Source organism: Campylobacter insulaenigrae NCTC 12927, assembly GCF_000816185.1.
Lineage (GTDB): Bacteria > Campylobacterota > Campylobacteria > Campylobacterales > Campylobacteraceae > Campylobacter_D > Campylobacter_D insulaenigrae.
In genome coordinates, this window is record NZ_CP007770.1 from 70498 (window position 1) to 82614 (window position 12117).

15 protein-coding genes are annotated in these 12117 nt (G+C 31.4%); all 15 read left to right on the forward strand.

Translation table 11 applies throughout. The features are described 5' to 3' along the window. Positions 1-133: 133 nt before the first annotated feature. The 15 genes from CINS_RS00425 to hisH all read left to right on the forward strand — a co-directional run bounded on the left by CINS_RS00425 (position 134) and on the right by hisH (position 12116). The gene (locus tag CINS_RS00425; RefSeq protein ID WP_039648904.1) at positions 134-1162 is read left to right on the forward strand and encodes an oxidoreductase; all 1029 of its coding nucleotides are present in this window, start codon (positions 134-136) and stop codon (positions 1160-1162) included. A gap of 103 nt (positions 1163-1265) precedes the next feature. Continuing rightward, positions 1266-2549, forward strand: coding sequence for an L-serine transporter (locus CINS_RS00430; protein WP_039651253.1), 1284 nt, complete (start codon positions 1266-1268; stop codon positions 2547-2549). Positions 2550-2560: 11 nt separating this feature from the next. After that, on the forward strand, positions 2561-3928 hold the full coding sequence (locus tag CINS_RS00435; protein WP_039648905.1) for an L-serine ammonia-lyase: 1368 nt from the start codon (positions 2561-2563) through the stop codon (positions 3926-3928). Between the two features lie 82 nt (positions 3929-4010). Beyond that, on the forward strand, positions 4011-4766 hold the full coding sequence (gene map / locus CINS_RS00440; RefSeq protein ID WP_039648907.1) for a type I methionyl aminopeptidase: 756 nt from the start codon (positions 4011-4013) through the stop codon (positions 4764-4766). Positions 4767-4871: 105 nt separating this feature from the next. Then, positions 4872-5090, forward strand: a complete 219-nt coding sequence (gene infA, locus CINS_RS00445) for a translation initiation factor IF-1 (RefSeq protein WP_039648909.1) — start codon at positions 4872-4874, stop codon at positions 5088-5090. Between the two features lie 175 nt (positions 5091-5265). Then, a complete protein-coding gene (gene rpmJ / locus CINS_RS07715; RefSeq protein ID WP_002781429.1) occupies positions 5266-5379 on the forward strand; it encodes a 50S ribosomal protein L36 in 114 nt (37 codons plus the stop codon). A 3-nt stretch (positions 5380-5382) separates the two neighbouring features. Beyond that, a complete protein-coding gene (rpsM, locus tag CINS_RS00450) occupies positions 5383-5748 on the forward strand; it encodes a 30S ribosomal protein S13 (RefSeq protein WP_039648911.1) in 366 nt (121 codons plus the stop codon). Positions 5749-5757: 9 nt separating this feature from the next. After that, positions 5758-6150 (forward strand): 30S ribosomal protein S11, encoded by a 393-nt coding sequence (gene rpsK, locus CINS_RS00455; protein WP_012660844.1) that lies wholly within the window; start codon positions 5758-5760, stop codon positions 6148-6150. 30 nt (positions 6151-6180) lie between these two features. Continuing rightward, the gene (rpsD, locus tag CINS_RS00460; protein ID WP_039648913.1) at positions 6181-6807 is read left to right on the forward strand and encodes a 30S ribosomal protein S4; all 627 of its coding nucleotides are present in this window, start codon (positions 6181-6183) and stop codon (positions 6805-6807) included. 14 nt (positions 6808-6821) lie between these two features. Further along, positions 6822-7835 (forward strand): DNA-directed RNA polymerase subunit alpha, encoded by a 1014-nt coding sequence (locus tag CINS_RS00465; protein WP_039648915.1) that lies wholly within the window; start codon positions 6822-6824, stop codon positions 7833-7835. A gap of 3 nt (positions 7836-7838) precedes the next feature. Continuing rightward, positions 7839-8192, forward strand: a complete 354-nt coding sequence (gene rplQ / locus CINS_RS00470; protein ID WP_039648917.1) for a 50S ribosomal protein L17 — start codon at positions 7839-7841, stop codon at positions 8190-8192. A 93-nt stretch (positions 8193-8285) separates the two neighbouring features. After that, the gene (gene hisG / locus CINS_RS00475; RefSeq protein ID WP_039648919.1) at positions 8286-9185 is read left to right on the forward strand and encodes an ATP phosphoribosyltransferase; all 900 of its coding nucleotides are present in this window, start codon (positions 8286-8288) and stop codon (positions 9183-9185) included. A gap of 8 nt (positions 9186-9193) precedes the next feature. After that, positions 9194-10474, forward strand: coding sequence for a histidinal dehydrogenase / histidinol dehydrogenase (locus tag CINS_RS00480; protein WP_039648921.1), 1281 nt, complete (start codon positions 9194-9196; stop codon positions 10472-10474). Then, positions 10471-11538 carry a bifunctional histidinol-phosphatase/imidazoleglycerol-phosphate dehydratase HisB gene (gene hisB, locus CINS_RS00485; protein WP_039648923.1) on the forward strand — a complete coding sequence of 356 codons (1068 nt, stop codon included), beginning with the start codon at positions 10471-10473 and terminating at the stop codon, positions 11536-11538. The genes CINS_RS00480 and hisB overlap by 4 nt, the downstream gene beginning before the upstream one ends. After that, the gene (gene hisH, locus CINS_RS00490) at positions 11535-12116 is read left to right on the forward strand and encodes an imidazole glycerol phosphate synthase subunit HisH (RefSeq protein ID WP_039648925.1); all 582 of its coding nucleotides are present in this window, start codon (positions 11535-11537) and stop codon (positions 12114-12116) included. The genes hisB and hisH overlap by 4 nt, the downstream gene beginning before the upstream one ends. Position 12117: the final 1 nt, after the last annotated feature.

Sequence of the window (12117 nt, forward strand, 5' to 3'; positions counted from 1 at the left end):
AATTATTTTTAATATATTTATATATAATAAATTATTATTATATATTGTTACACTTTTTAAAATTTAGTATTTTTTTAATAAAAATTAATTTTTTTTCTATTATAGTAACGGAAAATGTTTTAAAAAGGTATTGATGTCTTTACTATTGAGTAGGTTAAATTTTTCTAGTTTTGATATAAAAAATCGTATTGTTATGCCTCCTATGGATATGTATGAGATAGAAGTTGTAGATGGTCAAATTAATCAATTTCATTTGACTCATTATGGAGCTAGAGCTTTGGGTGGAGTTGGGCTTATAATAGTTCAAGCTACAGCCATTAATGAAAATGCAAAAATTGCAGATAATGACATAGGTCTTTGGAGTGATATGCAAATCAAAGGACATAAAGAACTTGTAAATTTATGTCATTATTTTGGATCAAAAATAGCTATTCAACTCAACCATAGTGGTCGTAAAAATTCTTGTATAAATGCTATAGGAAAAGCTCCAAGCAACATAGCATTTAGTGAAAAATTTTCTAAAATTCATGTTCTAAGCAAGGAAGAAATTATTCAGATTGAAGAAGAATTTGTTAAAAGTGCAAAAAGAGCTAAAGAGGCAGGATATGATGCAATTGAGCTTCATGGTGCACATGGATATTTACTAAGCTCTTTTTTATCACCTTTATCTAATAAAAGAGAAGATGAATATGGTGGTAGCTTTGAAAATAGAATAAGGCTTTTATGTGATATTGTTAAACGTATTAAAAAAGAAGTTGGTATTGCTTTATTTGTGAGAATTTCAGCTACTGAATGGCAAGAAGATGGATGGAATTTAGAAGATAGCAAAAAACTAGCATTGATTTTAGAAGAACTAGGTATTGATATGCTCGATGTTTCAGCAGGAGGAAATATAAACAAACCTTCTTTGATGCCACATATTGCGCCACTATATCAAGCTCCTTATGCTAAAGCTTTAAAAGAAATTTTAAATATTCCAGTTGCATGCGTAGGATTGATAAATAGTGCTAGTGAAGGAGAGGCTTTACTTTTAGGTGAAGTTTGTGATTTGGTGTGTTATGGTAGAAAATTGCTTCAAAATCCAAATTTTGCTAATGAAGCAGCAGTTGTTTTAAATGAAAGAGAAAAGATAATGCCAAATTACTCAAGGGCATATTTATAAAATAATATACAAAGTTTTTTTAATTTGAAAAAACTTTTTTTATTATTTTAATCAAGGAGAAAATGTGGATAAACTCAAATGGAATTCTTTTGATACGCGTTGGATGCTTTCTCTTTTTGGGACTGCAGTTGGTGCGGGAATTTTATTTTTACCCATAAAAGCAGGTATTGGTGGATTTTGGCCAGTTGTCGTAATGGCATTAATTATTTTTCCTATGGTATATTTAAGTCATAGAGCTTTGAGTCGTTTTGTTTGTCAGGCTAATGGACATGACAAAGATATTACTCATGCTGCCGAAGAATATTTTGGTAGAAAAATTAGTGTTTTTATTTCTATACTCTATTTTTTTGCTATTTTTCCAATTTGTTTGGCATATTGTGTAGGTATAACAAATACCTTTGAAAGTTTTGTATATCATCAATTTTTACCATTATTAGATACAGAAGGTTCATTAGCAAATACTATTCGTTTGATGTATGAGACTAATGTAACAGAATCTGGTAAGGTAGTAGCGAATCTTTTACCATTTTATAGAGCGATGTTTGCTTTTATTTTGGTAAGTATTTTTATGCTTATTATGCTTTTTAGTGAAGAATTAATTACTAAAGTTTGCGAATGGCTTGTGTATCCTTTATGTACTATATTATTTTTGTTTTCTTTATATCTTATACCACAATGGTCTTTTGAAAGTTTTAGTGCTATCCCACAAACTAAAGAATTTATCACTATAGTTTGGCTTACTTTGCCTGTGTTGGTGTTTTCATTTAATCACTCTCCTGCCATTTCTACTTTTTCATTAAATATAAAGAGACATTATCCTGATAATTCAGTACAAAAAGCAAATCAAATTTTATTTAGAACTTCTGTAATGTTGCTTGCTTTTGTAATGTTTTTTGTGGTTTCTTGTGTGCTTTCTTTAACACCAGCAGAATTGGCTGATGCAAGATCTCAAAATATACCTGTGCTTTCTTATTTTGCCAATAAACTTGATAATCCTTTTATTTCTTATGGTGGACCATTGATTGCATTTTTAGCGATTTCAAGTTCATTTTTTGGACACTATTTTGGTGCTAGAGAGGGTGCTTATGGTATAGTAAGAAAGTGTTGCAAATTAACAGGCAATGAAAATCCTGATTTGAAAAAAATTGCGGTTTATTCAACTTTAATTATGTATATTGTGATGTTGGTAACTGCTTATGTAAATCCAAGTATATTAGGTTTTATAGAAAGTCTTGGAGGGCCAATCATAGCTGCAATATTATTTTTGATGCCAATGATTGCTATTTACACTGTCTCTAAAATGAAAAAATTCCAAAATAAAGCTTTAGATGCTTTTGTATTTATAACAGGAATTTTAACCATCATTACCGTGATTTATACTTTTTGAGGTTTTATTAGATGAGTAGTAATTTAAGTATATTTAAAGTGGGTGTTGGTCCTTCTTCCTCTCATACTTTAGGACCAATGTTAGCTGGAAATATGTTTTGTGAGAAAATTAAAGATAAAATCACGCAAATTACAAAAATTCAAGTTAGCCTTTATGGCTCTTTATCATTAACTGGTAAAGGGCATTTAAGTGATAAAGCTATCATATGGGGTTTAAGTGGTTTAAAAGCTAAAGAGCTTAATGCTGCTTTGCAAGATCGTGTTTTTAATAAAATTTTGCAAGATAAAATTTTAATCTTAAATGCTAAAAAAGAACTTCATTTTGATTATGATAAAGATTTAATTTTTGAAAAAGCATTTTTACCTTTACATGAAAATGGTTTGAAAATTAGTGCCTACAATGAAAACAATGAACTTGTTGTTGAAGAAATTTATTATTCTATAGGCGGTGGTTTTGTTATGAGTGAGAATGAGCTTTCAAAACACAAAAATGGAATACATGAGCAAAAGTATGCTAAATTAGAATTAGATGTTAATAATGCAAGTGATGCTTTGCAAATTTGTGAAGAAAAATCTTGGGATTTGGCAAAGTTATCCTATGAATATGAATTGCAATTTCACACTAAGGAAGAAATTAGAGCATATTGTTTAGAAATTTGGGAAGTGATGCAAGAAGTATATTATAATGGTATCCATCCAAATTTGGACTATCTTCCTGGAAATTTACACTTAAAACGTCGTGCAAAAGGACTTAACGAACGTTTAGCTATGACAAGCGATCCTTTGGGAATTATTGATTTTATTTCTTTGTATGCTATAGCAATTGCAGAAGAAAATGCAAGTGGTGCTAGAGTGGTAACTGCTCCCACTAATGGAGCGTGTGCAGTAGTGCCGGCTGTGATGCTTTATTTGAAAAATCATACCATTGGCTTTAACGATGAAAAAGCTATAAATTTTTTATTAACTGCTATGTTGATAGGATCTTTTTATAAAAAAAATGCTAGTATAAGTGGCGCTGAAGCTGGATGTCAAGCAGAAATTGGAAGTGCTAGCTCTATGGCTGCGGGTGCTATGGCTACGGTTATGGGTTATGATGCGAATATATCTTGCAATGCTGCAGAAATTGCTATGGAGCATCATTTAGGCTTAACTTGTGATCCAGTTTCTGGTTTAGTTCAAATTCCTTGTATAGAAAGAAATGCTTTTGGAGCCATTAAAGCTATATCAGCTGCTAGAATGGCAATGAGTAGAAAATCTACACCTAAGGTTAGTCTTGATGAGGTTATTAAGACTATGTATGAAACAGGTAAAGATATGAATTCAAAATACAAAGAAACTTCCCTTGGTGGTTTAGCTACTAACCTTACTAATGTTTGCTAAAATCTTAGATTTTCTAAGATTTTTTCTTAATTCTTTTAAAAGTCTATTAATGTTAAATTTCTGAAAAAATTAGGAATGATTTATGATAGAAATTAAAAAACCTGTTGAAATAGAAAAACTTCGCGTAGCAAATGAGCTTGTAGCTAGGACCTTAGATTATTTAGAAAGCATTATAGAGCCTGGTATGAGTTTAAAATATATTGATCAAAAAGCAGATGAATTTATATTAAAACATGGAGCTAAACCTTCATTTAAAGGTTTATATGGCTTTCCAGGAACAATTTGTATTTCATTAAATCAAGCTTGTATTCACGGAGTAGGAGATGATAGAATTTTAAAAGAAGGTGATATTTTAGGTCTTGATGTAGGTACTTGCATAGATGGTTTTTATGGAGATGCTGCAAGAACTATCCCTATAGGCAAAATTTCAGCTACAGATGAGGCTTTGATAGCTTGTGCAAAAGATGCTTTGTGTTATGCTATTGATATTATTGTAGAAGGAATGCGTTTTAAAGAACTTTCTTATGCACTTGGTGAATTTATTACTAAAAGAGGCTTTGTTCCATTGAGGGGATATTGTGGTCATGGCATAGGAAGAAAACCTCATGGAGAACCCGAAATTCCAAACTATCTTGAAAATGGGGCTAGTGCAAAAAGCGGTCCTAAAATAAAAAATGGAATGGTATTTTGTATCGAACCTATGATATGCCAAAAAGATGGTACTCCAATCCACTTAAAAGGAAATTGGGAGGCAGGAAGTAAAGATGGTTTAAATACTGCACATTATGAGCATTGTGTTGCAATTATTAATGGCAAAGCGGATATCTTATCAAAATAATATTTTGTAAATTTATATTTTAAGATATTAATAGGTATTAAAAATATAATAAAGAATAAATATGCTAGAATATCCACTTTTATTTTTTGAAAGGAGGATGAAACATTGGCAAAAGATGATGTTATCGAGATAGATGGTAATGTAGTTGAAGCTTTGCCGAATGCAACTTTTAAAGTTGAATTGGATAATAAGCACATAATACTTTGTCATATTGCTGGTAAAATGCGTATGCATTATATAAGGATAATGCCTGGTGACAGAGTTAAAGTAGAGCTTACCCCTTACAGCCTTGACAAAGGTCGTATAACTTTTAGATATAAATAGTCTAAGTTATTTAAAAGCAAAATTAAGCTATCATTAGCACTTTTGCAGAAATTGCAATTAAACTGTATGAAGAAGTATTTTCAAAATCACCACTTATTTTGAAAATAGTTGGTTATTCAAAAAACCTGATGCAGTTGTAAAAAACAAAGTGGAATTTACAATACAGGAGTGAGGCATGAAAGTTAGACCATCTGTTAAAAAGATGTGTGACAAATGCAAAGTAGTTCGTCGTAAAGGCGTTGTTCGCATTATTTGCGAAAATCCAAAACACAAACAAAGACAAGGATAATTTATGGCTCGTATTGCAGGTGTGGATTTACCAAAGAAAAAAAGAGTTGAATATGGCTTAACTTATATATATGGTATAGGTTTGCATACTTCAAGAAAAATTTTAGATAAAACTGGAATTTCTTATGATAAGAGAGTTCATGAGTTAAGCGAAGATGAGGCTGCTGCTATTCGTAAAGAAATTCAAGAAAACTATATGGTTGAAGGTGATCTTAGAAAACAAGTTGCTATGGATATCAAAGCATTGATGGATTTAGGAAGCTTTAGAGGTTTAAGACACAGAAAAGGCTTACCAGTTCGTGGGCAAAAAACTAAAACAAATGCTAGAACAAGAAAAGGTAAGAGAAAAACTGTTGGTGCAAAATCATAAGGATAAAAAATGGCAAAAAGAAAAGTAGTTAAGAAAAAAGTAGTTAAGAAAAATATTGCAAAAGGTATAGTATATATCAGTGCAACTTTCAATAATACCATGGTAACAGTTACAGATGAAATGGGAAATGCCATAGCTTGGAGCAGTGCAGGTGGTTTAGGATTTAAAGGCTCTAAAAAATCAACTCCTTATGCAGCACAACAAGCAGTTGAAGATGCTTTAAATAAAGCGAAAGAACATGGAATTAAAGAAGTAGGTATTAAAGTTCAAGGACCAGGAAGTGGTCGTGAGACAGCGGTAAAAAGTGTAGGAGCTATGGAAGGTATTAAAGTAACTTTCTTAAAAGATATAACTCCATTAGCTCATAATGGTTGTAGACCACCAAAACGTCGTCGTGTCTAAGAATAAGATAGAAGATTTTAGGAGAATATTATGGCAAGATATAGAGGACCAGTAGAAAAATTAGAAAGACGACTTGGCGTAAGCTTAGCAATGAAAGGCGAAAGAAGATTAGCAGGTAAAAGTGCTTTAGACAAACGCCCTTATGCACCAGGTCAACATGGACAAAGAAAAGCAAAAATTAGTGAATATGGACTTCAATTAAGAGAAAAGCAAAAAGCTAAATTTATGTATGGCGTTAGTGAAAAACAATTTAGAAGATTATTTTCTGAAGCTGCAAGAAAAGATGGTAATACGGGTGCGCTTTTGATTCAACTTTTAGAACAAAGACTTGATAATGTTGTTTATAGAATGGGATTTGCTACAACTCGTCGTTTTGCAAGACAGCTTGTAACTCATGGACATATTTTAGTAAATGGTAAGAGAGTTGATATTCCAAGTTATAGAGTTGAAGCAGGTCAAAAAATTGAGGTGATAGAAAAAAGCAAAAATAATCCTCAAATTACAAGAGCTATCGAGCTTACAGCTCAAACTGGCATAGTTGCTTGGGTTGATGTAGAAAAAGATAAAAGATTTGGAATTTTTACAAGAAAACCTGAGAGAGAAGAAGTGATCATTCCAGTTGAGGAAAGATTTATCGTTGAGTTGTACTCTAAATAATAAAGGTATTTGATATGAGACATATTACAACTTCTGCTTATACACCGACAGAGTTTAGTATTGAAAATATCAGTGATACGATTGCAAAAGTAAGTGCTTGGCCTTTTGAAATAGGTTATGCCATTACTTTAGCACATCCTTTACGTCGTTTGCTTTATTCTAGCACTATAGGTTATGCACCAACTGGTGTAAAGATCAAAGGCGTGTCGCATGAATTTGATAGTATGCGTGGAATGTTAGAGGACGTAGCACTATTTATTATCAATCTAAAAAAATTAAGATTTAAATTAAAAACTGATTCTGAAAAAGAAACTATTACTTTTAATTTTAAAGGACCAAAGGAAATTTTTGGTAAAGATTTAAACAATGATATTGTTGAAGTAGTAAATTTAGATAGCTATCTTGCAACTATCAATGAAGATGCTGATTTAGAATTTACTTTGGTTATAGAAAAAGGTATAGGATATGTTCCATCTGAAGAAATTCAAAATTTCTTAAATCCTGAATTTATAGCACTTGATGCATTTTTTACTCCCGTAAAACATGCAGTTTATGATATAGAAAAAGTGCTTTTTGAAGATAATCCTGATTATGAAAAAGTTGTTTTTACTATCACAACTGATGGACAAATTTCTCCAAGTGATGCCTTTAAAAATGCTTTAGAAGCTATGTATAAACAATTATCAGTGTTTGATAAAATAGCTAGTGCAAAGAATGTAGTGACAAATCAAACTGCAGCAAATGAAGTAGAACATGTGAAGTTACTTCAAAATATCACTGATTTGAACTTAAGTGCTAGAAGTTATAATTGCTTAGAAAAAGCAAATGTTGTTTATATAGGCGAACTTGCTTTAATGAGCACAGGTGAACTTGCTGATTTAAAAAATTTAGGAAAAAAATCTCTTGATGAGATTAAAAGCGTTATGGAATCTATAGGTTTTCCTATAGGAAGTACAAGTCTTAGTGATAGTGCTAAAGAAACACTAAGAGTAAAAATTACAGAATTAAAAGCACAAAATGAAGGATAATCAATGAGACATAGACATGGATATAGAAAATTGGGCCGCACTTCAACTCATCGTGCTGCTTTATTAAAAAATCTTACCATTGCTATTATTAAGGCTGGTAAAATAGAAACAACATTACCTAAAGCAAAAGAATTAAGAGGTTATGTTGAGAGATTAATTACTCGTGCAAGAAAAGGTGACTTTAATGCACATAGAGCTGTATTTGCAAGCTTACAAGATAAAGAAGCTACTAATAAACTTGTTACAGAAATAGCACCAAAATATACTGATAGAAATGGTGGTTATACAAGAATTATTAAAACTAGAACTCGTCGTGGTGATGCCGCTGAAATGGCATTTATTGAGTTTGTAGCTTAATTTTAGCCTTTTTTAAGGCTGAAACTTCTTTTTATACTTTGTGTTTTTATCCTTTTTTTGCTAAGATTAAAATTCTAACAAAAAGAGGAAAAAATGCAAGAAAATTCAAGATTACGTATCGCTATACAAAAATCAGGAAGATTAAGTAAAGATTCTATTGCTTTACTTGAATCTATAGGTGTAAAACTTCGCATACATGATCAAAGCTTAATCGCATTTTCTACAAATTTACCTATTGATCTTTTAAGAGTAAGAGATGATGATATACCAGGACTTATTTTTGATGGAGTTGTTGATCTTGGTATAGTAGGTGAAAATGTTTTAGAAGAAAATGAATTAGAAAGAAAATCAAAGCACGAAATATCAGAATACAAAATGCTTAAAAAGCTTGATTTTGGTGGATGTAGATTGTCGCTTGCTTTGCCAGAAAATATCGAGTATAAAGGTATAGAAAGTTTTAAAAATTTACGCATAGCTACTTCTTATCCTCAGCTTTTAAGACGTTTTATGAAAGAAAATGATATTCCATATAAGACTTGTATGCTTACAGGTTCGGTTGAAGTCGCTCCAAGTGCTAATTTGGCTGATGGAATTTGTGATTTAGTTTCAAGTGGAGCTACATTAAAAGCTAATGGATTAAAAGAAGTTATGGTAATTTATAAATCTAAAGCTTGTATTGTGCAAAAACAAGAAGAACTAACTTCGCAAAAACAAGAATTAATAGATAAATTACTTATACGTATAAATGGTGTGATACAAGCTAGAGAGTCAAAGTATATTATGTTACATGCACCTATTGAAAAGTTGGAAAAAATTACAGCCTTACTGCCAGGTGTTGAAAAACCTACAATTTTACCTTTGGAAAACGATAAAGCAAGAGTTGCTTTGCATATGGTAAGCCAAGAAAATCTTTTTTGGGAAACTATGGAAGCTTTAAAAAAAGAAGGGGCAACTGCCATTTTAGTCTTGCCTATAGAAAAAATGCTCTCTTAAGGAAAAATATGCAGATATTAAAATTTCAAAATCTAAACTCTAAAGAACAAGAACAAGCTTTAAAGCGTCCTGCTATGAGTGCTAATGCAGAAGTTAAGGTTATAGTTGAAGGTATTCTCAAAGAAGTCAAGGAAAAAGGCGATGAAGCCCTTAAAGAGATGGCTTTAAAATTCGATAAAACAAAACTAGATGCTATAAAATTAACTCAAGATGAGTTAGAAAATTTAGCTTCCAAAGTTGATGATGAGTTAAAAATGGCCATTCAAATAGCTTATGAAAATATATATAAATTTCACAAAGCCCAAGAAGGTGAAGTTATACAAGTGCAAACTTTTGAAGGAGTAACTTGTAAAGTATTAACTAGAGCCATAGAAAAAGTAGGACTTTATATACCAGGAGGATTAGCACCTTTGTTTTCTACTGCTTTGATGCTTACAATTCCAGCAAAAATCGCAAAATGTAAGCATATAGCTTTAGCTTCACCTGCACCATTGCATCCAGCTATTGCTTTTGTAGCAAAACTTTGCGATGTAGATGAAGTTTATCAAATGGGTGGTGCAGGTGCCATAGCTGCATTTGCGTATGGTACTCAAAGTGTAGTAAAAGTAGATAAAATTTTTGGTCCAGGTAATGCTTTTGTAACTGAAGCAAAAAAGCAAGTAAATAATAACGGCGTAGCTATAGATATGCAAGCAGGACCTTCAGAGGTGTTAGTTTTAGCCGATGAAAAGGCTAATGCTAAATTTATAGCATCTGATTTACTTTCTCAAGCTGAGCATGGGGTAGATTCTCAAGCACTTTTAGTGTGTGTAGATGAGAATTTAGCTAAAAATGTTTACGATGAAGTTTTTTTGCAACTTGAAAAGCTTTCTAGAAAAGAAATTGCAAAAAAATCCATAGAAAATTCCAAAATCATCATAGCAAAAGATCTAAAAAATGCTATAGATATTTCAAATCAATACGCTCCAGAACATTTGATAATCCATACCCAAGATCCTCATTATGTACTTGATAAAATTTTGCACGCAGGTTCAGTGTTTTTAGGTGAGTATTCTCCTGAGTCTATGGGTGATTATGCAAGTGGAACAAATCATGTTTTACCAACTTATGGTTTAACGAAAGCTTATTCTTCTTTAGGACTTGCTGATTTTATGAAAAGAATGACAGTGCAAGAGCTTAGCAAAGAAGGCTTTAAAGCACTTGGACCTATAGTGGAAATTTTAGCAGCAGCTGAAGGACTTGATGCTCACAAAAATGCCGTAAGCATAAGATTAGAAAGCTTAAAATGAAATCTAAAATTTTATTTATAGATAGAGACGGAACTTTAATTGATGAGCCAAAAAGTGATTTTCAAATAGATTCTTTAGAGAAACTTGAATTTGAAAAAGGTGCTATTAATGCACTTTTAAAGCTTAAAAATTATGGTTTTAAATTTGTTATGATAACTAATCAAGATGGCTTGGGAACAGATTCTTTTCCTATAAATTCTTTTGAACTTCCTCATAAAAAAATGTTAAATATTTTTCAGAGTTGTGGCATAGGATTTAAAGATATTTTTATTTGCCCGCATTTTGAACATGAAAATTGTGCTTGTAGAAAACCAAAAACTGCTATGCTTGAAAACTATATTAAAAATGAGCTTTTTGATAAAAATCAAAGTTTCGTGATTGGTGATAGGCAAAGCGATATGCTTTTAGCTAAAAATCTTCAAATTCAAGGTCTAAAATATGACAAAATTGATTTTAATTGGGAGCAAATTTGTGAGTATATTTTAAAGCATTTTAGAAATGCAAATATCACTCGCAATACAAAAGAAACACAAATTCAAGTAAAGTTAGCTTTTAATGATACTCCAAAAAGTGATATTGATACAGGTATAGCTTTTTTTGATCATATGTTAGAGCAAATTTCTACACATGCAAATATTTCTTTAGAACTCAAATGCAAAGGAGATTTAGAGATAGATGAGCATCATAGTGTAGAAGATATAGCACTTACTTTAGGCGAGGCTATAAAAAAAGCATTAGGTGATAAAATAGGCATTGCAAGATATGGTTTTACTCTACCTATGGACGAGTGCTTAGCAAGTTGTGCTATTGATTTTTGCAACCGACCGCATTTAATTTATAAGGCTAAATTTAAAAAAGAAAAACTTGGAGAATTAAGCACTGAAATGATAGAACATTTTTTCTATTCATTAAGCTATGCTATGGGAGCAAGTTTGCATTTAAAAGTAAAAGGAAAAAACGATCATCACAAGGCAGAAGGACTTTTTAAAGCCTTTGCAAGAGCTTTAAAAATGGCTATAAAAATAGAAAATGAAAACCTAGCAAGCTCTAAAGGAGTGATATGAAAGTAGCCATTATAGATACAGGTTGTGCGAATTTGGCTTCCTTGCAGTTTGCCTTAAAGCGTTTAAATCAAGAAAGTATTATCACTCATGATTTAAAAGAACTCTCGCAAGCTGATAAGCTTTTGCTTCCAGGTGTTGGTACAGCAGCAAAAGCTATGTATAATTTAAAAATGCTCGATTTAGAAAATTTTATACAAAATACCAAAAAACCACTTTTAGGTATTTGTTTAGGTATGCAAATTTTAGGAGAATTTTCAGAAGAATTGCATCAAAAAACACTTAATATCATACCTTTTAAAACGCAAAAATTTGAAGAAAAAGCAAATTATACTTTCCCGCATATGGGTTGGAATCAAGTTTTTAGCTCGCACGAACTTTTTAAAGGCTTAAATGGGGCTTATTTTTACTTTGTACATAGTTATTGTGTGAGTTTAAATGCTTATACCATAGCAGAGTGTGAGTATTCTACTAAATTTAGTGCAAGTTTAAATAAAGACAATTTTTATGGTGTGCAGTTTCATCCTGAAAGAAGTGGTGAAGCAGGCGAAGTATTGTTAAAAAATTTCATACAAATGTAGG